Annotated in this window: 18 protein-coding genes; 6 read left to right on the forward strand and 12 right to left on the reverse strand. The window is 57.5% G+C overall.

The window, feature by feature from the left end:
- Positions 1-10 precede the first annotated feature (10 nt).
- The 9 genes from M504_RS05530 to M504_RS05570 form a co-directional block, all read right to left on the reverse strand.
- Positions 11-934 (reverse strand): VWA domain-containing protein, encoded by a 924-nt coding sequence (locus M504_RS05530; RefSeq protein ID WP_232296169.1) that lies wholly within the window; start codon positions 932-934, stop codon positions 11-13.
- Between the two features lie 72 nt (positions 935-1,006).
- Positions 1,007-1,693: a molybdenum cofactor biosynthesis protein MoaE gene (locus M504_RS05535; RefSeq protein WP_047493632.1), complete on the reverse strand. Its 687-nt coding sequence runs from the start codon at positions 1,691-1,693 to the stop codon at positions 1,007-1,009.
- 45 nt (positions 1,694-1,738) lie between these two features.
- Positions 1,739-2,491 (reverse strand): 3-oxoadipate enol-lactonase, encoded by a 753-nt coding sequence (gene pcaD / locus M504_RS05540; protein WP_047488878.1) that lies wholly within the window; start codon positions 2,489-2,491, stop codon positions 1,739-1,741.
- Positions 2,475-4,244, reverse strand: a complete 1,770-nt coding sequence (locus tag M504_RS05545; RefSeq protein WP_156993570.1) for a hypothetical protein — start codon at positions 4,242-4,244, stop codon at positions 2,475-2,477. The genes pcaD and M504_RS05545 overlap by 17 nt, the downstream gene beginning before the upstream one ends.
- Before the next feature lie 139 nt (positions 4,245-4,383).
- Positions 4,384-4,800, reverse strand: coding sequence for an energy transducer TonB (locus tag M504_RS05550; protein WP_047488879.1), 417 nt, complete (start codon positions 4,798-4,800; stop codon positions 4,384-4,386).
- A 249-nt stretch (positions 4,801-5,049) separates the two neighbouring features.
- Positions 5,050-7,092 carry a CocE/NonD family hydrolase gene (locus M504_RS05555; protein WP_047488880.1) on the reverse strand — a complete coding sequence of 681 codons (2,043 nt, stop codon included), beginning with the start codon at positions 7,090-7,092 and terminating at the stop codon, positions 5,050-5,052.
- Positions 7,093-7,163: 71 nt separating this feature from the next.
- On the reverse strand, positions 7,164-8,135 hold the full coding sequence (locus M504_RS05560) for an ABC transporter ATP-binding protein (RefSeq protein ID WP_369792892.1): 972 nt from the start codon (positions 8,133-8,135) through the stop codon (positions 7,164-7,166).
- Positions 8,136-8,139: 4 nt separating this feature from the next.
- Complete coding sequence (locus M504_RS21105) at positions 8,140-8,799, reverse strand: molybdenum cofactor guanylyltransferase (RefSeq protein WP_052200444.1); 660 nt, start codon at positions 8,797-8,799, stop codon at positions 8,140-8,142.
- The gene (locus M504_RS05570) at positions 8,796-10,163 is read right to left on the reverse strand and encodes a dipeptidase (RefSeq protein WP_047488882.1); all 1,368 of its coding nucleotides are present in this window, start codon (positions 10,161-10,163) and stop codon (positions 8,796-8,798) included. Before M504_RS05570 ends, M504_RS21105 begins: the two co-directional genes overlap by 4 nt.
- A 69-nt stretch (positions 10,164-10,232) precedes the next feature.
- Between M504_RS05570 and M504_RS05575 the strand changes: the two genes are divergently transcribed.
- A complete protein-coding gene (locus M504_RS05575) occupies positions 10,233-11,015 on the forward strand; it encodes a trans-aconitate 2-methyltransferase (RefSeq protein ID WP_047488884.1) in 783 nt (260 codons plus the stop codon).
- A gap of 133 nt (positions 11,016-11,148) precedes the next feature.
- Positions 11,149-12,321: a PLP-dependent aspartate aminotransferase family protein gene (locus M504_RS05580; protein WP_047488886.1), complete on the forward strand. Its 1,173-nt coding sequence runs from the start codon at positions 11,149-11,151 to the stop codon at positions 12,319-12,321.
- Between the two features lie 9 nt (positions 12,322-12,330).
- Here the strand turns inward: M504_RS05580 and M504_RS05585 are convergent, their stop codons facing one another.
- Entirely contained in the window at positions 12,331-12,930 is a 600-nt protein-coding gene (locus M504_RS05585) for a TetR/AcrR family transcriptional regulator (protein WP_047488889.1), read from the reverse strand.
- Between the two features lie 72 nt (positions 12,931-13,002).
- Between M504_RS05585 and M504_RS05590 the strand changes: the two genes are divergently transcribed.
- Genes M504_RS05590 through M504_RS05605 form a run of 4 tightly spaced genes read left to right on the forward strand, consistent with a single transcriptional unit; the run spans position 13,003 to position 17,633 of the window.
- Complete coding sequence (locus M504_RS05590; RefSeq protein ID WP_052200445.1) at positions 13,003-14,424, forward strand: TolC family protein; 1,422 nt, start codon at positions 13,003-13,005, stop codon at positions 14,422-14,424.
- Positions 14,421-14,669, forward strand: a complete 249-nt coding sequence (locus M504_RS05595) for a YtcA family lipoprotein (protein WP_047488892.1) — start codon at positions 14,421-14,423, stop codon at positions 14,667-14,669. Before M504_RS05590 ends, M504_RS05595 begins: the two co-directional genes overlap by 4 nt.
- Positions 14,670-14,680: 11 nt before the next feature.
- Positions 14,681-15,862: a biotin/lipoyl-binding protein gene (locus tag M504_RS05600; protein ID WP_047488896.1), complete on the forward strand. Its 1,182-nt coding sequence runs from the start codon at positions 14,681-14,683 to the stop codon at positions 15,860-15,862.
- A gap of 7 nt (positions 15,863-15,869) precedes the next feature.
- Positions 15,870-17,633 carry an FUSC family protein gene (locus tag M504_RS05605; RefSeq protein WP_047488900.1) on the forward strand — a complete coding sequence of 588 codons (1,764 nt, stop codon included), beginning with the start codon at positions 15,870-15,872 and terminating at the stop codon, positions 17,631-17,633.
- On the opposite strand, the gene M504_RS05610 is transcribed toward M504_RS05605, so the two are convergent.
- Together M504_RS05610 and M504_RS05615 are read right to left on the reverse strand one after the other, a co-directional pair.
- The gene (locus M504_RS05610) at positions 17,630-18,580 is read right to left on the reverse strand and encodes a carbohydrate kinase family protein (RefSeq protein ID WP_047488903.1); all 951 of its coding nucleotides are present in this window, start codon (positions 18,578-18,580) and stop codon (positions 17,630-17,632) included. The two genes, M504_RS05605 and M504_RS05610, sit on opposite strands and share 4 nt — an antisense overlap.
- A complete protein-coding gene (locus M504_RS05615; protein WP_052200446.1) occupies positions 18,580-19,785 on the reverse strand; it encodes an SIS domain-containing protein in 1,206 nt (401 codons plus the stop codon). Before M504_RS05615 ends, M504_RS05610 begins: the two co-directional genes overlap by 1 nt.
- Positions 19,786-19,830 lie beyond the last annotated feature (45 nt).

Here is a 19,830-nt window from a genome sequence, read left to right on the forward strand (position 1 = left end):
AGTCTACGCGTCAGCGAGCGTCTGCGTAGTAGCCGGTCTTGCTGCGCACGCTTAGCGTCTGTGCAGCGGTTGGATCGTTTAGCGTCACACTGATTCTGCGAAGGCTGGAATCGTTTCCCCGCTTCGGCGAGTAATAGCCGATCAGGTATTGATTTCGCAGATCGTCCGACAGATGCGCGAAGGCCGTCTTCAGGTCTTCCTTCTCCGTCACGTAGAAGTATTTCCCGCCTGTATCCTCGGCCATCTGGATCAGCGCATGCTCCCCGGCAACATTACGTCCTGCATCCGACAGAATCGGCATGATGATGATCGGATAGATCGCCGCACCGGCACGCTGCGCCTCTGCAACGGCCTTCTGATAGCCAATCTCTTTGCGAATGGAGTTATCACCGCCATCCGTAATGAGCACCAGAACACGCCTGCGCGTGGCATCCGGCTTCGCCTCGGTCAGCCGCTCACTCGCAACGTAGATCGCGTCGTAAAGCGCCGTATCTTCGCCCTTGTTGAGTCGCTTCAAGCCATCGTCAATGCGTCGCCAGTCATTCGTGTACGACACTACTTCCGTCGAGTCATACGCGAACGAAATCAGATCCATTTCGTCTTCCGGACGAAGCAATTGCTGCGCAAACTTCTTTGCCGCATCGCGTTCCGTACGAAACTGCGAGATGACAGAACCAGACGTATCCACCGCCATAACAATGGACAGCGGCGTACTCGCCTCGCGCTCAAAGATGGCAATCTTTTGCGTGCGCCCGTCTTCTTTCACTGTGAAGTCGTCCTGCGTCAGCCCAGAAACAGGCGCGCCGCGCACATCGGCCACATTTACAGGCACATTCACCAGCCGCGTCTCCACACGGATTACCGGCGCGTCTTGCGCAAATAAGGGCAAACCGATGAGAAGCAACGCAGGCAGCAGGCAACGAAGACGCTTCACGAGAGGGAGAACTCCAAGGGCAACCATACACCCTACTTCATTGGACTTTGACGATCTTTCGGCCGTGAGCAGTTACACAGTGGGAACAATCGTTTCCGGAAACGGCTCACCATCCACCCACACCGCACCATCGACAAAGTGCTCCTTCTTCCAGATGGGCACCTGCTTCTTGATGGTGTCAATCAGCCATCGGCAAGCATCAAACGCAGCGCCACGATGCGCGGAAGCCACGGCAATCAGGATGCTGGTCTCACCCACTTCAAGACGGCCGAGCCGATGCACCACGGCGACATCGCGCACACCAAACTTCGCAATCGCCTCAGCGGCAAGCTGCTGCATCTGCGCCAGCGCCATCGCATCGTAAGCGGAATACTCCAGAAACAGCGTCTGCCGCCCCCGCGTGTTGTTTCGCACGATGCCGTCGAAAACAGTCACAGCGCCATCCTCATCGGCCTTCAGCGCGTCCGTAATCGACTTCACATCAATCACGTCATGTGTCAGCTCAACCCGCGAAGGCGCGCCACCACTCACTGGCGGCAACAGCGCCACCTCATCGTGCTTGGATAACTCCTGCGATGCCGTTGCATATTGCTGATTCACGGCAACCGCAATCTTCTCCCACAACGGTCCCAGCTCCGGCGACAGCACGCGATAGTAGCGCACCAGGTCGCCGACATTCGCGCCTGGGAATTGCTCCAGCACTTCCTCCGGGCCAAAGTGATCGCGAAGCACGCCGAAAAACAAGACACGCAACTGCATGTCCTCCAGCATACGTGCATCGCAGAACTTGGTAATGGCTACCAGTTATCGGAGAAAGCTAAGCAGGGATTGGTTGAACTGCTCCGCGGCCTCTACGTTGGAGAGGTGCGCGGCGGATAGCGTTTGCTGCTGAGTATTGGGAATCTGGCTGTGAAGGAACTGCGCGTCTGCGATGGTGCAAACTGCGTCGTGTTCGCCAGCAATGATCAGAGAAGGTGCGGTGATGTTGGCAATTTCACCGCGTAGATCACACGTGCGGAGAGCTTCGCAGCAAGCAATGTAGCCTTCCGGGTTGCAGGCAAGCATGCCTTCGTCGATGGAAGCTATGACTTCGGGATGTGATGTGGCAAAGGGCGCGGTGAACCAGCGGGAGATAACCGTATCTGCGATGGAGGCCATACCGTTGGCGCGGACTTCGGCGATGCGCTTTTGCCAGCCTTCTTCTGTGCCAACTTTTGCGGCAGTGTTGCAGAGGATCAGCTTTTCAACCCGATTTGGCGCGTGGATACCGAGCCACTGACCGATGACGCCGCCCAGGGAAATGCCGCAGAAGTGTGCACTGCGGATGTTGTGGCGATCAAGGAGTTGCAACACGTCGTTGCCGAGAACGGCGATGGGGTATGGCCCGGCTGGTGATGGGCTGGCGCCGTGTCCCCGCATGTCATAACGCAGGACGCGGAAGTGTTGTGTGAGCGCCTGCATTTGCGGCTGCCACATCTGCAGGCGTGCGCCGAGCGACGTGGAGAGCACGATGCATGGCGCATCGCGCTCTCCCACGAGTTCATGATGAAGGATCATTGGGTTGCGCTACCTGACCGGCTGGCGGTTGAAAGGTCTGATCGGAGGACGCTGGCGCCACAGACGTGTCTGTGTTCTGCGTTGCTGCCTTTGGCTTGCGCGTTGTGGTGCGGCGTCGCGGATGTGTTGTCGCTGGTGCTCCGGTGCGGCCATACGACTCGCTGTGGTGTACGACGGCGCGTTCGTTGATCGCGCGGCCTTCTTCGTTGAACGTGGAACCGACGGACAGGTAAACGTTCTGTACCTGCGCGATGCCCCCATCCTTCACGCGGACCTTGATGCGCGAGGCGTCGATTCCCTTCTCTCGTGTGAGATAGAGCTTCACGTTCACCGCACGCTCTGCAGCCATCGCCACGCTTTCACGTGATGTGTGATCGCCGAGGATGACGAGTGTCGCGTCCTGCTGACGCTGCAGCGAGAGCGCCACACCGTCGAGGCATGCCTTGCCTTCGTTGTCGACGCGCGCGGGACGACGCCGATCGCGCTCGAAGGAGACAGAACACATGTCGCTTTGCAACGGCAGCGGCGCAAGGTTGGGATCGGTTGTATAGGTTTCGCGTAGCGTGACCGGAATGGTGACGGCAGCGGAAGCCATTTGGCCGTGGTCGTCGCGCGCGTTGCAGGTGACGGTGATGGTCGTGTTGCTACTCGTGACGGTGTTGACGTCACGTGAGACCGGCGCGGTGATAGTGGCCGTGTTGCCGTTCACGTTGAGGCGGCCGCTGGTGGAGTTGAAGGCGTACACAAGCGGGCGGTTGTCCGGGCTGATGCCGGTTGCCGTCACGGTAGCGTTGCCTCCCGGAGCCACACTGGTGGGCGATGCGATGCAGCTTACCGTGGGCGGCTGCGGCTGGCGGGCGGAGAAGGCAGCGCTGCACTGCGCGGCGCGTCTGCCCTGCGTGACGAGGCCGGTCACGCGATAGTCGCCTGCAGGAAGACCAGCGGTATCGATGATGGCGTTGTCAGAACCACCGCCAAGGATCATGCCGCCGGTGGTGTGCCATGTGTACTGCATGGGCTTTAGAACATCGAAGCCGAGAATCTGCGAGTTGACGGTGACACGGTCCCCCGCGATGCCGTCGACGCGGTTGGCGGAGCAACTCATCTGCGGTTGCATATCCAGGCGGTGATGACCGCCGAAACGGAAGACCAACCCTGTGCTGGCATTGAGTGTGTTGTTCTTGGCGATGCCGCCGGAGAGACCATCGGCGGAAGATGGACCGAAGTCTACGTGGTTGTATTCGTAGTCGCCCTGAAAGAGTCGTACAGCGAGCCAGTCGTGGTGGTACGTGGGTACCCAGTCAAGGCCAACACCTGCGGTGGCGTTCCACCCGTATTTGCGACCGTTATTCGCAGGACCGCCAAGGAACGTAGAACCGCCGAGCACGTGGACGAAGGGTGTGAAGCGATGCGCGGAGGTCTGGAACTGGAGTCCCAGATCCATGTTGCCTTCGGGGCCGTGGGCGTCGTCCACATGCGAACCGAATTGCGCCGTCACGCCTAGCCACGGGCGCAGAAAGTAGGTTGCACTGCCTATCGCGCCAAACTTCACATCGGGAAATGGGACGTTGTTGATGCTGGCGTCGATGGGATGCCAGTAGGAGTAGCCCGTATAAATCTGCACCCGCGGCGCATCAAGTTCGCCAGAGGAAGACGGTAGTGCCTGTGCGTTAAGGGACGTTGCGTACGCAGCACTGAGAAACATCGCGACCGTGGCTCGACGGACAAGAATGCGGGGGGACAATCCGGGCATGATGAATGCCACTATATCCCGCCGCAGACCGAATGTGACTGGCGCGACTGGGTTTGGCATACAAATGCGACAAAGGCCACCCAAGCTTGGATGGCCTTCGTCGCACAGCAGGTTTTGAGGCCTGCCCTGAGGGAGTGTCTTAGCGGAGTGCTACGTGCAGGGTGACCGGAACAGCAACCGGCTGACCGTCGAGCGTGCCTGCCTTATAACGAACCTTGCTAACAGCGTCAGACACCTTAGCAGCGGTCAGAGCATCGATCGGCGTAACAACCTTTACGTTCTCGGGAACACCAGCTTCATTCACGGTGTACTGAACGGTGACGTCAGAAACGTGCGGCGTGTTCAACGAACCAGCGAGCTTCACTTCCGTCAGACGGATGGGAGCAACGATACCGCTGAAGATGCGCGGCTTGGCAGCGTTGATTGCGCTTGCCTGGAATCCAAAGGCCGGAGCGTCAACGGAAGCAACCAGGTGAGAGATGCCGGAGTGCAGAGCCTGTGCAGGAGCTGCGGCGGGAACGATAGCGAGAAGAGCGGCGGCGAGGACAGAGCGCATTGGGTGATCTCCTTATTTCGATCGGCTTGCGTTAACTGTTAATCGAGGCGTCCCTCGGTGTGTTCAACACCAAAATAAATCCATCAAGCAATCGCTGTCAAACATTTTCTGAAATTATTTCGCATGTTCGATTAACAGCCTTATTTTGCACATATTTAGTCAGCCGGTGCGGTTACCGATATGCAAACAGAGAGGCCGCCTTGCAAAAAGGCGGCCTCTCTGAGTTGGTTGCTTTGGTATGGGTGATGTCTAGTTCTTCAGGTCCACCGGAACGACCGGGAGGCTGATGAAGGTGGCCTTCCCTGCTTCGTGGAACACTTTCTGCGTTGCCTTCTCGTAATCCGAGGGCTTCGCGTTGAAGATGTTGGGCACATACTTCTGCGGGTTGCGATCGTAGAGCGGGAATAGCGAGCTCTGGATCTGAACCATGATGCGATGGCCCGGCTGGAAGACGTGGTTCACGTTGGGCATGTCCCACTTGAAGGTGAGCGCTTCGCCGGACTTAAGCGGCTCCGGCTTTTCAAAGCTGTTGCGATAGCGTCCGCGGAAGATGTCCATGGAGATGGGCAGCTCATAGCCGTTCATCTCGCTGGTGTGGCCATCCGGGAAGACATCGATCAGCTTCACGACCCAGTCGCTGTCGGTGCCGCTGGTGCTGGCGACGAGGTTGACCTTGGGAACGCCACTGACGCGGAGGGGTTCCTTCAGCACGTCGCTGGTATAGACCAGGACGTCCGGGCGACCGTCGATGAAGCGCTGATCGTGCATCAGCCACGTCTGCCATCCACTGTTTTCAATGGGGCGCGGAAGGAATGGGACGGGGTTTGCGGGATCAGAGACGTACTCGTCGGCCTTGCCTGCGCCGGTGGGCGCATCAAAGCTGAGCTTGCCGTTGGCGCCGAGGTAAAGGGGCTTGGGTTTCCAGTCGCAACCGGATTCGCAGGAGAGCGGCCACTTGGTGGGCGTGTCCCAACGATTCTCGCCTGTGTTGTAGATGTACACCGGCTTGATATCAGCCTTGGGACCGTTTTCGCGCAGGTAGGTGTTGAAGAACGGCAACTGCACGTTGTCGCGGAACCAGGCGGTGGTGTCGCCGTCCCACATGAGCGGGCCGGTCTGCTTGCCTTCTCGGTTGATCTGCGAGTGGAACCAGGGGCCCATCGCAAGGATGTTCATGGTGTTGGTCTTGTCTTTGGGCTCCCATGCGGCGTAAGAGTGGTTCGCGCCGTACATGTCTTCCTGATCCCAGAGACCCTGCAACCACATGGTGGGAACAGTCAGGTCAGCCTTGGCGATGAGCTTGTCCAGCGCCTGCGACTGCCAGTAGGCATCGTATGCGGGGTGGTTTTCGACCATCTTCCAGAAGGGCAACTGTTCCTGTCCCTGCCAACGCGCGAAGTCGCCAGCGGAACCGAGCTTGCGGAAGTTCTCGTAGTCGTCGCTGCCCTCGTGCGTGGCGCGTGCACCGGCTCCTCGCGCAGAGGTCTGCGAGATGAAGTAGTCCAACATGCGCTGGCGGAAAGCGCCGTACTGGAACCAGTCATCGCCCATCCAGCCGTCGACCATGGGGCTTTCCGGGATGGCTGCCTTCAGCGCAGGATGCGGATGCAGCAGCGCCATGACGACGGTGAATCCTTCATAGGACGAGCCGATCATGCCGACACGACCGTTCGATTCCGGCACGTTTTTCACGAGCCAGTCGATGGTGTCATAGGCGTCTGTGGTGTCGTCTGCGCCGGTGGGGTTCCATGGACCAACGGGCGGCGGCGTCATGAGATAGACGCCTTCCGAGCCATACTTGCCGCGGACGTCCTGATAGATGCGAATGTAGCCGTCACGCACGAAGACCTCATCGCTTAGGTTCAATTCGTCAACCATGTGCGAGGCGGGCGGCTTCACGGCTCCGGGGCCGGCGGGACCACCTGCGCCAGGACGACGTCCTGCGGCCGGCGCAGCCGGTTCCGGGGTGCGCGCGGCGTGGGCGCGGGCTGCGGCGTTGTAGCAGGTACGCGTCATCAGCATGGGCGCGTTCTTCACGCCCTTGGGGATCACGATGACAGTGTAGAGCTTGGTGCCGTCGCGCATGGGGATCATGACGACGCGCTTTTCATAGTCCAGCGGCAGAGGCGGCTGCTGCATGGGCGGATCATGCCTGGGCGGCGTGAACGTAGGCGGAATCATGTTCTTGTCCGTGGGCCGCGTACCGAGCGGTTCCTGGGCATGAAGCGAAGCGGCGGAAGCACTGACCAGTACGGCCAGCGTCGCCATAGCAAGACGGCGTGTTGCGAGCATTGGAGACGTCCCCTGCGAATCTTTAAATATGCCGGAATTATCGCAGGTGAAATGCGCTTCGCGATAGCGACTTACTGCGGCAATACGAGTTCGTCCAAGGCCATGAATTCTTTCAGTACCGGGTCGTCGCTGTGTTCCAGCTCTTCCAGCGTGCCGAAGAAACGCGCTGTTCCCTCGTGCAGAAACAATAAGCGGTCTGCCAGTTTCTTCGCGAAGCGCATGTCATGCGTGACGACAATGCTGGTGAGGTGAAGCTGTCGCTTGAGGCGTTCGATGAGGTCGCCGAGCAGGTGCCCGATCAACGGATCGACCATGGTCGTAGGCTCGTCGTAGAGGATGGCTTCCGGTTGCGATGCGAGGGCGCGCGCAATGGCGACGGAACGCTTCATGCCGGTAGAAAGGTCGCTGGGCAGCAGGTCGTCCATACCGGCGACGCCGACCATCTCGAGCAAACCCTTCACAATCTGGCGGATCTGCTCTTCGTCGAGTTCGTTCTTTTCGCGAAGTGGGAAGGCTACGTTTTCACCCACCGAAAAGGAATCAAAGAGCGCGCCGTTTTGAAAGACCATCGTGACCTTGCGGCGCACGGCAAGCATTTCTCGTTCGGTGAAGCTGCAGATGTTTTCACCCGCGACGCGGATCATTCCCTTGTCGGGCTTTAAAAAGCCCATCAACATTTGCAATGAAACGGATTTACCCACGCCAGAGCGACCGAGAATGCAGAGGGTTTCGCCGGGACGCACGAAAAAGCTGACATCCTCCAGAACCTTGAAACCGCCAAAGGATTTGTAGACGTGCTGGAAGGCGATGTAAGGCTTGTTGCTCTCGTCGATGTTGGTTTCGTTCTGCTCTGCTGCCTGTTCGAAGAATTCGCCGACTTCCTCGGCAACATCCTCCGAGACCGCCTCCACCAATGGCTTATTCAGTTCCTCTTCGCTGGTGTTCTCTGCGATTGCATGCATGCCTTCATGGTTAGGCTGCAACTGCTCCACGTGTTCCGCAGGCTCTTTCTGCGAGCCATTTTCCTGTATGCCGTCTGCCATTTCTTTATTCAGATGCGCGTTGCGGAAAAGTGTTCTCCGTGCGCAGCAGCTCCTTCGCAGCCTCGAAATCGTCCGGCATATTTACATTTGTGAACCAGATGGACGCCGTGAGTTCATCCGTTAGCTTTTCCGCGGGAAGAACGCACATACCCAGCGGACAGACTGCATCGGCGGCATCGCGAAGCACCGGCAATAGTGTACGTCGGCCCGAATGCAGTGCCTGCGCAACAACTTCACGTGTGGAACGGTGCAGCACCACGGGAAGCGGCTGGAGCTTGCCAGGCGAATGGAAACAGGCAACGTTCGGCTTGCCGTTGTCCGTTGCCCGATTCAGTAGTTCCTGCATTGCGGATGAAGGCAGAAGAGGCACGTCAACAGGCACAACCAGCAGCCACTCTTCACGCGCATCGTGCAGCGCCGTGTCAAGACCACTGAGGGGGCCGCTGGCTGCAATGCGATCGACGACAACACGACCATATGGGGCGAGCTGTTCGCCGTGAGGCTCACTGCCACAAAGGATGGAGACATCGCTGCATACCTGTTCCAGTTTGAGCAGGGCCATCTGCAGCAGCGTATAGCCGTTGATGCGCAGCAACGATTTGTCGCGGCCCATGCGCGAACTCTGGCCACCGGCCAGCACGTAGCCGCTGGCGTTTGGCTTCATTGGCCCGCGTGCACCAGGAAGCGCACAATGGATTCTGTACCGCGGTAGAAGTTGCTGATGTTGAACTTTTCATTCGGCGCGTGCAGATTGTCATCCGGCAGACCGAAACCCATCATTACCGTGGGGACGTGTAACTGCCGCGCGAAGTCGCCCACAACGGGGATGGAACCGCCGCCGCGCACAAAGACCGTTTCCTTGCCGAAGACTTCACGCATAGCTTCCGTTGCTGCATGAATAAAGGGATTGTCTGTGCCAACGACGATAGGATCGCCGGAATGGATCATGCGGACTTCTGCGGATACGCCACGTGGGACGATGGTTGCCACGTAGTCCTGAAGCTTGCGGAAGGTATCGGCTGGGGTCATCCCCGGCACAAGACGCAACGATACTTTCGCCAATGCTTTTGCGGGGATTACGGTCTTTGCACCTGCTCCGGTGAAACCGCCGGGCATGCCATGTACATCCAGCGTGGGGCGTGCCCAAGTGCGTTCCAGCACAGAGTAGCCGGGCTCGCCCGTAAGTTCACTGCTGCCTACTTCGGTTTCACGATAGTGCTCCTCGTTAAAGGGCAATGACTTCCATGCGGCGAGTTCCGCGTCGGTTGGCTTTTGCAGGCTGTCGTAAATACCGGGGATGAGGATGCGGCCGTCAGCGTCTTTCAACTTTGCAATGATCTGAGAGAGTGCCACAAACGGGTTCGGCGCAGCGCCACCGTACATGCCGCTATGCAGGTCGGTCTTTGCGCCGCGTACTTCAATCTCGGTGTAGATCATGCCGCGCAGGCCGACACACAACGTGGGAAGATCGGGCGCGAACAATTCCGTATCGCATACGAGAGCTACGTCACACTTCACTTCTTCCGGGTGTGCGCGCAGGTATTCAGCAATGCCTTCGCCACCGACTTCCTCTTCCCCCTCAGCCAGCACGCGCACATTGACTGGCAACGATCCACTCTTCAACAGAGCTTCGAGCGCCTTCACCTGCATCCAGAGTTGGCCTTTGTCATCAACTGCGCCGCGTGCATAGATATTGCCATTCCGCACCTCGGGTTCAAAGGGTGGCGAGAGCCACTCATCAAGCGGATCGGGCGGCTGCACATCATAATGGCCATAGCAAAGCACGGTGGGTTTGCCTGCAGCGTGAAGATAGTCTGCGTAGACCAAGGGATGGCCTGCGGTTTCAATCAGCCGCACGTTCTCCATGCCGATGCGCTTCAATTCCGCGGCAAGAAATTCTGCTGCGCGACGAACATCACCTGCGTTTTCCGGCAATGTGCTGATGGATGGGATGCGCAGAAACTGCTTCAACTCGTCCAACGCGTTGGCCTTATTTGCTTCGATAAATTGCAGCGCGGTATCCAGCATGCTTCTACGTCCTTCCAAATTTCTTATGTTTGTTGCGGCGAAACTGCATACAGGCAAACAATCAGATGCATGGAAAGCACATCACAGACTACTCAGCAAACGCAAACGGGACAGACGTGGAATGCCAGCCAATATGCCGCCAACGGCCGCTTCGTGGCTGACCTTGCTAAGGATGTGGTGGCACTGTTGGCTCCGCAGTCGGGCGAACACATTCTGGATCTTGGCTGCGGTGACGGCGCGCTGACCGAACAGATTGCGGAGTATGGAGCCGTTGTGACCGGGTGCGATGCTTCGGCATCCATGCTGGAATCTGCTAAACAACGGGGGCTGAATGTCGTTGCTGCAGATATGCGTTCGCTGCCGTTCCAGGGCGAGTTTGACGCCGTATTCTCCAACGCAGCGCTGCATTGGGTAACTGACTTGTCAGCCGTGGCGCAGAGTGTTCATCGTGCACTCAAGCCCGGCGGACGCTTTGTGGCGGAGATGGGTGGGCTGGGGAATATTGCGGCTATCCGCGTGGCTTTGCAATCCGTTATGGCCAACTTTGGGATTGATGCAGAAAAGGATGCCGCATCGCGCTATCCATCGCGCGATGAGATGCGCGGCATTCTGGAAGAGGCCGGGTTCCGTGTTACAAGCATCGAACTGATTCCCCGCCCTACCCTGCTGAAGAGTGGTATGGATGAGTGGCTGAACACCTTTCGCAATGGCATTCTGAGCAAACTGTCCGAAGCTGATAGGCAATCTGCGATTGATCAGGCCGTTACGCTGTTGCGTCCGGCGTTGTGCGATGCGGATGGCGTGTGGTGGGGCGACTATGTTCGTTTGCGCTTCCATGCCGTTCGCGGATAACCGCCATGTGATTGAATACAAAGAAAGCGGAATCTTCTTAACCACTTTCCGCATCTTGCATGAAACGGCTGGCTCAGGCGAACCGCGTACGCGCTGACTCTCTGCCCCTCGTTCCTTCAAGGAGAGCGTCATCGTGTCAGACCGACCAGACTTTGATCCATCCACACTCGTCATCCACTCGAATCGTAGCTACGAGAAGCAGTCGAACTCGATCCTGTTTCCGATTCATCAGACGGCGACGTACATCCACGAGAGTGTGGGTGTAACGAAGGGCTATGGCTACACGCGTGGCGCCAACCCAACCGTAAACGCGCTGGAACAGGCGATTGCTGCTGTGGAAGGCACCGCTTCGGCGCTTTGCTTCCGCTCTGGCATGTCAGCGATTACGACGCTGTGTTTTGGACTCCTGAATGCCGGCGACCATGTGTTGCTGTCGGACGTGATCTATGGCGGTACCGCGCGCCTGTTTCATCAGGTGCTAGGCCACTTTGGTGTGGCGTATGACTTTGTGGACACCTCATCGGTGGAAGCGACAGAGAAAGCGATTCGACCAGAAACGCGTCTTCTGTTTCTGGAGACGCCCGCGAATCCAACGCTGAAGCTCAGTGATGTTCGAGAGCTTTCGGACATGGCACATCGTCATGAAAACATCCTCGTCGCGGTCGACAACACATTTCTGACACCGCTACTGCAGAACTGCCTGGATCTGGGGGCGGACATTTCGATGCTGTCCACGACGAAGTACATCGATGGGCACAACGCGACGCTGGGCGGGTCGCTGGCCACGCATAATGAAGCCATCACCGAGCGGCTGCGCTTTGTACGGAAAATCATTGGCAGCATCCAGGCGCCGTTTGATTCGTGGCTGGCGCTGCAAGGCATCAAAACGCTTCCCGCGCGGCTGGCCATACACTGCGCGCACGCGAAGCAGGTAGCGGCGTGGCTGGAGAAGCATCCGCATGTAGCAAAAGTGAACTATCCCGGCCTGGAATCGTTCCCGCAGCATACGTTGGCGGCGAAGCAGCAGAAGGATTTTGGCGGCATGATGTCGTTTGAGCTGAAGGGTACGACGGAGCAGACGCTGCACTTTATCGAGGCGCTGAAGCTATGCACGTGCGCCGAGAGTCTTGGTAGTGTCGAGACCCTCGTCACGCATCCCGCCACGGCGTCGCACTGCGATATGCCGTTGGAGGAACGCGATCGGCTTGGCATTACAGATCGCCTGGTTCGTCTTTCCGTCGGGCTTGAGTCGCCGAAGGATCTGATTGCCGACCTTGAACAGGCGTTTCAGACTATTTTCGGCTAGCACAACACGTTACTGATTTAGCAGAAGTCTCCAGATGGCCTCCACGTCTTCCATGGCGCGCTGCCGCGTTAGCTTGTAAGCAGTAGGGTGGGCGATCCACAGTGCGGTTGTGCCATGAAGAACCTCCATCATGCGACGCAGCGTCGTCCTGACCTGCGTAAGTGGAGTTCCCGGCGGCAACGCCTCCCGTACAATTCCCGCAATGCCTTCCAGGAACTGCTGGCCAAGCTGTTCACGCGTAGCCACCACCTCCGGGTCTGCATGGCGCACAAGAAAAATCAGAGAGTAATGGTCAGGGTACTGTTCCGCAAACTGCAGTACCGCCGCAATAAAACGTCCTAGCTTTCGAGTAGCGTCTGGTTCTGCCGCGATTTCGCCGTTGATACGTGTTGCGAATTTTGTGTAAAGGTCCGCACAGATGTGTTGCACCAGTGCTTCCTTGTTCTCGAAATGACGGTACATTGCCATCTGGGAACATCCTGCCTCGTGCGCCACCCGGCGCATGGATAGCGCGTCGTAGCCACCCGAGGTGAAGAGATGAGACGCAGCCTGAACGATCTTCTGCTTTAGCGTGTCAGTGGAATAGTCCTGGCCGGATTCTTTTTTCATAACGAATCCAGTATACGCTGTACACATTATTTGTATACGGCGTATACTTACATTAAGTTTACGGTGTACACAATGAAAACGGATGTATTCATTACGGGCCTTCTGATTGCAGCCGGGGCGCTGCTGTGGTGTCCGGGACCGGCTGTGGCGCAGCACGTTTCCTGCGCTGTAGTGACGAACGTGCGTGATGCGGCACAGTGCATCGGGAGCGCTCTCGCTTTGCCGGTAGAGGAATTGAAACACGACCACACCTACACGCTTCCAGAGCTGATCGACCTGGCGGAGAGTAACAGTCCCGAGGGAAGAATCGCCTGGGCGCGAGCAAAGACGAGTATGGAGCAGGCAGGGATTGCGAGGGCATCCTATCTTCCTGTGCTAGCTTTTGCTGCACAGGGTAGCGATGTGCGAGCAATTGTCCCCTTCCCCAAGCCACTGGCGCCACGTGGTTATGTTACCGTCGAGCAGCCGGTAGCAGCGGCGCAGATGGAATTGGAATATACGCTGCTGAATTTTGCGCGAGGCCCAAAGCTGGAAGCAGCCAAGGCAACGGAGGTGGCCGGTGCACTGACGCTAAGCCGCACGCATCAGCAGATTGCTTACAACGTGGCCGCGTTGTATTACCGCGAGCAGCTCGAGGCAGGTCGTCTTTCCGCAGCTAAGACCATCTTGCAGGATGCGGAGACGCTGCGCGATAACGCACAGTCACAGTTTGATAATGGGCGCACCACGCTACCTGATCTTCAGAATGCGCAGGCCGGTGTGGCTGAAGCGCGATTCTCTCTTGCCTCGGCAGAAGGCGCTGTGAAGAAGGCAAAAATTGCACTCACAGAAGCTGTCGGTGTGGAGCCGTCTATTGAAATTGTATTGCCAGAGCAATCGGACGCTGTTTCTTCGGACGCCGTGGATTCGAAGGTCGAAGAACTCATTCAGTCCGCATGGAGTTCGCGCCCCGATCTGCTGGCGAGGGCTCAGGCATTGAAACGGGCGCAGCAGAATACTCGCGTGGCACATGCAGCGTATCTTCCTTTCGCGCGACTCGTGGGTACGGGTGGACAAACAGCAACGTGGCCAACCGCTGACTTCGGGAAGCTGGGTTATGCCAACGTGACGACGTGGTCTGCTGCGGTGTCATTGAAGTGGGAGATATTCAACAGTGCGCGCAAACATGAGGTCGCAGCGTCGTTGGCGGAACAACGTGCTGCCGCTGAAGAACAGCGAGCAACAAAAGATCGTGTAACGCGCGAGGTTTGGCAGTCGTACGTGGACTATCAAACAGCGGAAGAACAGCAGAAGGCCGCGCAGAGTTTCCTGTCCTCTTCACAAATCTCATATGACTCTTCTCTGGATGCATTCCGTTATGGCGTGCGTTCGCTGGTGGATGTGGTGCAGGCGGAGAAACAACTGGCACAGGCACGACTGGCCGTTGTGGATGCGAATGCACAGGTGGCGCTGAGCGCTGCTGCACTTAACTTTGCCGTGGGAGCCCGGCCATGAAGCGACTTACTTTCTTCGCAGCACTGTTTCTTACCGGCTGCAGCCGTAACCCAAACGTAGAAATCGTGGGTTCGTACTTTCCCGGCTGGATGATTTCGCTGGTGATTGGCGTGGCGCTGACCATGCTCACGCATCTGCTGATTCGCAAGCGCTACCCCGCGCAGGACTTCGGACATCCAGCCCTGCTGTATCCCGCGCTGTTGACACTTTTCACATGCCTTCTCTGGCTCTTGCTCTTCGCATAAGGACACACACCATGCCGGAATCAACGTTTCCCGTTCGACGCATTGGATACTTCATCGCCGCTGCAGCCGTTGTCGTGTTGCTGATCGCCGTTTGGTCTGTGGACCGCAATCCGCGCACGGATGACGCGACGGTACGCGCTAATGCCATTGCCTTTGCACCTGAAGTAGAAGGGCGACTTGTGGCCCTGAATGTTCAGGACAACCAGGCCGTTCGCAAAGGCGATCTGCTGTTCCAGATTGACCCTCGCCCCTATGAATACGCGCTGCAGCAGGCTCGTTCCGAACAGGCTTCGCTGGAAGGCCAGATTGACGATGAACGCAGGCGCATTGCCACGGAGAAATCAGCCGTGGGTACAGCGCAGGCTGGCGTGGCTGGTTCGCAGAGCAACATCTCCGCAGCAGAAGGTTCCGTGCTGGCAGCAAAGGCTGCTGTGGAGCACGCACATGCGGCGCAGATTTCTGCGGATGCCCAACTGAAGTATGCGCAGAACGACCTGGACCGCATTGCACCGTTGTTGGAAAAGCACTACGTCACCACGCAACAGGTAGATCAGGCACAGACCGCAGTTCGCGTGGCACAGGAAGCAAGTCATCAGGCTGCGTCGCAACTGCTGCAGGCACAAGCCCAGGAGAAGATGGCTGAAGCTTCGAAGCAAGCCGCAGGCGCAAATCTGCAGGCCGCCCAATCCAAGGTGGGTGAGGCACAGCATGCGGTTGACACGCTGGATACGCTGATCGCTCAACGACCGGCACGCGGAGCTAAGGTGCATCAGGCGGAATTGAATCTGGCCTGGACCGGCGTTCGCGCACCCTTCGATGGTTATGTAACGAACATGAATATCTCGCAGGGCGCGTATGCCCATGTGGGAACACCGATTTTCACACTCATAGACACAGGCCACTGGTGGGTATTGGCGAACTATCGCGAGTCGAAGCTGAAACACATTCGTGAAGGACAACACGTAGACGTGTATTTGATGGACCAACCCAGCCGTCGTTATGACGGCGTGGTGGATAGCGTGGGACGCGGCGTGTTTCCGGAAGACGGCGGCGTGGTTGGTGGACTACCAAATGTAGACCGCACGTTGAACTGGGTGCATCTGTCCGCCCGCTTTCCTGTTCGCATTCGTGTGTTGAATCCCGATCCGAACGCGTTCCGCATTGGCGCCACAGCCATCACGGTGGTTCGTTAAGAAATCTATGAGCCGCTTCGAGCGAATCTTCGGCGTCATCCGATCTGAACTGCAGTCGTATCCCGGCCGCATGTCGGGATCGTTGCAGGACACGCTGTGCATGGTGACGGCGTTGGTACTGGCAGACACGTTGCGCGTTCCCGGCATTGGTCTAGCGCTGGCCCTGATTCTGATGCTGCAGCGCGAAAGCCCAGGAGTAACCCTGCGCAATACTCTCCAGATTTGGGGAGGCGCGGCGGCTTCATCCCTTGCATGTTTTGTGTGGGTTCAGATAACGGATGGAACAGAGGTCTTCCGTTTTCTCGGCTTTCTGCTGCTGGTGTCGTTCTCCGGCTTTTGCATGACAGCGACACGTGTTCCGCTGTTCTTCACTATCTTTGGTTTCTACGGATTTGTAGCGCTATCCGCGTGGGATACGCATCGTTCAGCGAATGCGATTGTGACCGCAACGCTCTACAACCTTGCCTCGCTTGCGTTGGCATTGGGAACAGCGAGCCTGGTGAACTTCCTGCTGCGCTCGCGGCATCCCGCAGATGCACTTGCTGAGGAACTAACGAAGCGGATCAGATTGCTTGCCGCATTTCATCGCGAACAAGCAGAGATGCCAAAGAAGGCTGGCATGTCTGCACTGCACCATCAGTTGGTGCAATACAGTCACGCAGGTGATCTGAAACTAAACCAACTGTATGAAGAAGTTCGCAGCAGATTTCCGCGGCGGATGCCGCCGGGTGTTCATTTCCGCATTGGCGTGCTTGCACGTGTCATGGAGGAGAGCAATCTTGCCGGCTTTGACACAAATGCAAATGCCGCGGAAGCGCATCTGCGTATCGCAGAGCAGTGCGACTTCATTCTCGATCAACATCTAAAGAAGCCCGAGGCACCCTCTGCCGATGCACCGGAACGACTACGTCGCATCTTTACTGAGCTGAACCTCTACTGTAATGTGGCCCAGGAAGGCGTGACGATTCGTCATGATGCTCCCGCGCCTGCGAGGAGTTTCCGCTTCTTTCACTCCGATGCTTTCACTTCACCGGATGCGGCGCTGTATGCGCTAAAGCTCACGTTGAGTGCGAGTGTTTGCTACATCCTTTACAACGCGGTGGCCTGGCCGGGTATTCTGACCTGCGTTGTGACCGTGCTTTTTACGGGACTGACTTCGACCGGCGCGATGAAGCAGAAGCAACTGTATCGCTTATTTGGCGCGGCCATTGGTGGCGCGCTGGCGATTCTTGTGGAATCGCTGCTGTTTCCGAACATGGACTCAATCACATCGCTGGTGCTGGTCACGGGGTCCGTCTGCCTTCTGTCGGCTTGGGTATCACGCAGCCCTCGCATTGGTTATACGGGCGTGCAGATTGCCTTCGCGTTCTTCATTACAGATCTTTCGGGATTTGGTGCGGCAAGCCAGATTGCACCAGCGCGCGATCGCGTGTTCGGCATTGCACTGGGCATCCTTGTGATGTTGTTTGTGTTTGACCAGATATGGCCTGTGCGTACGTCGCATGCGCTTAAGGTGATACGGAATCGCGTGGTTCATAATGCGGACGCAATGACTGCATCGGCAAAGGCTCCCGCGATGTCTGCGATGCGCGCGGAGGTATCCGCTGATCTTGCGACCATGCAGACACTACTCCAATCTGCATGGTTTGATTTTGGCAAGGATTATCGCGAGGAGTTGGTACGCAGCAGCCGGTTGGGGCGCGAGACGGAAGCGGCCGCTGCACGCTTTTACAGCAACATGCAGCAGGCGCTGGAAAGCCACTCGCGTTAAGCCTGTGCGAGACCGCCCTGGGCGGCCAGGAAAGAATCGAGCAACGCTTTGTCACGGAAGGCTTCGGTGCCGCCGGAGCGCTGCGTCGATAAAGCACCGCAAATGTTGCCGCAACGCGCAGCAGCCGCAGGTGACATACCGCGAAGATAGCCGAAGAGAAATCCTGTGTTGAAACTATCGCCTGCGCCGACAGTATCGACCGGCGTAACGGGTACTGGTGCGATTTCCTGCACGACACCAGCGGAGCGAACGAGTGCTCCACGGCTCCCGCACTTCACTGCAACGAGTGGCACGATGTTTCCGAGTATTTCAATCGCGGCTTCTGCTGAAGTGGTGCGCGTCATACGGCGAGCTTCATCTTCGTTGGGCATAAAGATATCCACGAGAGGAAGCACGGTATCCAGAAGATCTTCCCAGCGGTCGTCGGGATCGTCATTTGTATCAAGGGAGGTCGTCAGCCCTGCAGACTTCATGCGACGAAAGAGTTCAGGCACGTCAAGACGAAGTGCGGTCTGAAGATACAGCGACGAGAGATGGAAGTGGTGTGCGTTCGACAGATAATCCAGATCGAGATCAGCCAGCGACATCTTCGCCATGGTGCCGGGATAGGTGAGGGTGTGGCGCTCTTTACCATGCGGCAGCATCAGCGTTACGCCGGTACTGCAGACATCGGTGTGGCGAACGCCACCGAGATCAACATGTGCCTCACGCAGGCGTTGCAGAGCAATTTCGCCAAGCGGATCCGAGCCTACGAGAGTTGCCATAGTGACAGAGATGCCGAGCGTGGAAAGATTGTGCGCAAGGATGGCGGACGAACTGCCAAGTGTCATGGCGAAGTTATCCGCAAGCAGTTCCCTTTCGCAGGGCATCACTTCTGGAAGGCCGTAGAGCACGAGGTCGAGATTGATTTCGCCGGCGATAGCTACATCGAAACGTTTATTGCTCATTAAGACTGCTCCGCTGCTGCGCCGTGAAGCTGAAACTTCTGCACGACGCGATTGATTACGCCGCTTTCAGAAGGTGCGTCTGGCTTTAACCCTTCGTGCAAGCAGCGATAGAACGCGAGCACCTGTCCTGCAGCGACGTGAAGCAATGAATGGAATGCGACGGATATTTGCGAAAAGACTTCGCTTTCAATCACGATGTCTTCCTTGTGAACCAGTTCGCGCGGCACACTGGAACCGATAAAGATTTTCGCCGCGCCCAGTTCTTTCGCATTGAGTTCTCTGATGAGGTCTTCTTCGTACGCGCGAACAAGTGGCTCGGCCGATAGGAAGCACACGATCAATGCGTCTTTGTGAATAGCGCTCATGGGCCCGTGGCGCAGGCCGAGATACGTTTCTGCCACGGTCATCACGCGCCCCGCGGTCATCTCTGTCATTTTCAAAGCAGCTTCGCGTGCTGCGCCGAAAGTGGCTGGATCAGCGAGGTAGAAGACACGAGAGCATGTTTGCAGTGACGACGTATAGAAGCTTTCGAATGCTGTGGTGAGGATGGTTTCCGCAGCAGTGGCGAGCTTTTCCGCAGAGGATACATAGGCTTCTGCGTCGGCATGCGATGCCATACCAATGGCTGCCAGCACCATGTTGGTGAAGCTGCTGGTCATAACCAGGCTACGGTCATTGGTGCGTGCGTCCAGCGTAAGAGCCTTCAGACGGCCATCGCGGGCTGCGGTCTTTGCAAGTTTCCCCTCAGCATTGCACGTGATTGCAAGCTGACGAATTCGCTCATCGTCATGCAGCATGGCCTTAAGCGCGCCAGCACTCTCTGGGCTGTCACCGGAACGCGCAAAGTGGATCATCAACGCTGGTCGTGACTGTGGCAGGACGGAAATGCTATCCGTCAGCAAGGCACCTGAACCGATGGATTGCGCGGTGATCGGAAACAATCGTTGAAAGGCTGTGCGGGCACATTCCGCGGCGTATTCGGAACTGCCAGAGCCAGTAAGAAGGACAGCTTGTAGCCCATCGAGAACAGCCGTGTAATGCGGTAGCGCAGCCTTCACTCTGCTTACAGTCTCACGCCATGTTTCGGGCTGTTGCAGTATCTCTCGCAACGTGTCGCGCAGTCCGTCTTTCTGTTCTGCGCGCTGAAGTAGCTCTGTGATAGTGGATGATTGCGACCACGAAGATGCGTTGCTGCCGGAAGACAATGCGGTGACTCCAAGGACGGGATAGGCTCGCAAAATTCATGAGCC

The sequence above is a fragment of the Terriglobus sp. TAA 43 genome (assembly GCF_000800015.1).
Lineage (GTDB): Bacteria > Acidobacteriota > Terriglobia > Terriglobales > Acidobacteriaceae > Terriglobus.

Coding starts and splice junctions, on each gene's coding strand:
- M504_RS05535 (WP_047493632.1), bottom strand. CDS start 1,693: ATGCAGTTGCGTGTCTTGTTTTTCGGCGTGCTTCGCGATCACTTTGGC.
- pcaD (WP_047488878.1), bottom strand. CDS start 2,491: ATGATCCTTCATCATGAACTCGTGGGAGAGCGCGATGCGCCATGCATC.
- M504_RS05545 (WP_156993570.1), bottom strand. CDS start 4,244: ATGCCCGGATTGTCCCCCCGCATTCTTGTCCGTCGAGCCACGGTCGCG.
- M504_RS05550 (WP_047488879.1), bottom strand. CDS start 4,800: ATGCGCTCTGTCCTCGCCGCCGCTCTTCTCGCTATCGTTCCCGCCGCA.
- M504_RS05555 (WP_047488880.1), bottom strand. CDS start 7,092: ATGCTCGCAACACGCCGTCTTGCTATGGCGACGCTGGCCGTACTGGTC.
- M504_RS05560 (WP_369792892.1), bottom strand. CDS start 8,135: ATGGCAGACGGCATACAGGAAAATGGCTCGCAGAAAGAGCCTGCGGAA.
- M504_RS21105 (WP_052200444.1), bottom strand. CDS start 8,799: ATGAAGCCAAACGCCAGCGGCTACGTGCTGGCCGGTGGCCAGAGTTCG.
- M504_RS05570 (WP_047488882.1), bottom strand. CDS start 10,163: ATGCTGGATACCGCGCTGCAATTTATCGAAGCAAATAAGGCCAACGCG.
- M504_RS05575 (WP_047488884.1), top strand. CDS start 10,233: ATGGAAAGCACATCACAGACTACTCAGCAAACGCAAACGGGACAGACG.
- M504_RS05585 (WP_047488889.1), bottom strand. CDS start 12,930: ATGAAAAAAGAATCCGGCCAGGACTATTCCACTGACACGCTAAAGCAG.
- M504_RS05590 (WP_052200445.1), top strand. CDS start 13,003: ATGAAAACGGATGTATTCATTACGGGCCTTCTGATTGCAGCCGGGGCG.
- M504_RS05595 (WP_047488892.1), top strand. CDS start 14,421: ATGAAGCGACTTACTTTCTTCGCAGCACTGTTTCTTACCGGCTGCAGC.
- M504_RS05600 (WP_047488896.1), top strand. CDS start 14,681: ATGCCGGAATCAACGTTTCCCGTTCGACGCATTGGATACTTCATCGCC.
- M504_RS05605 (WP_047488900.1), top strand. CDS start 15,870: ATGAGCCGCTTCGAGCGAATCTTCGGCGTCATCCGATCTGAACTGCAG.
- M504_RS05610 (WP_047488903.1), bottom strand. CDS start 18,580: ATGAGCAATAAACGTTTCGATGTAGCTATCGCCGGCGAAATCAATCTC.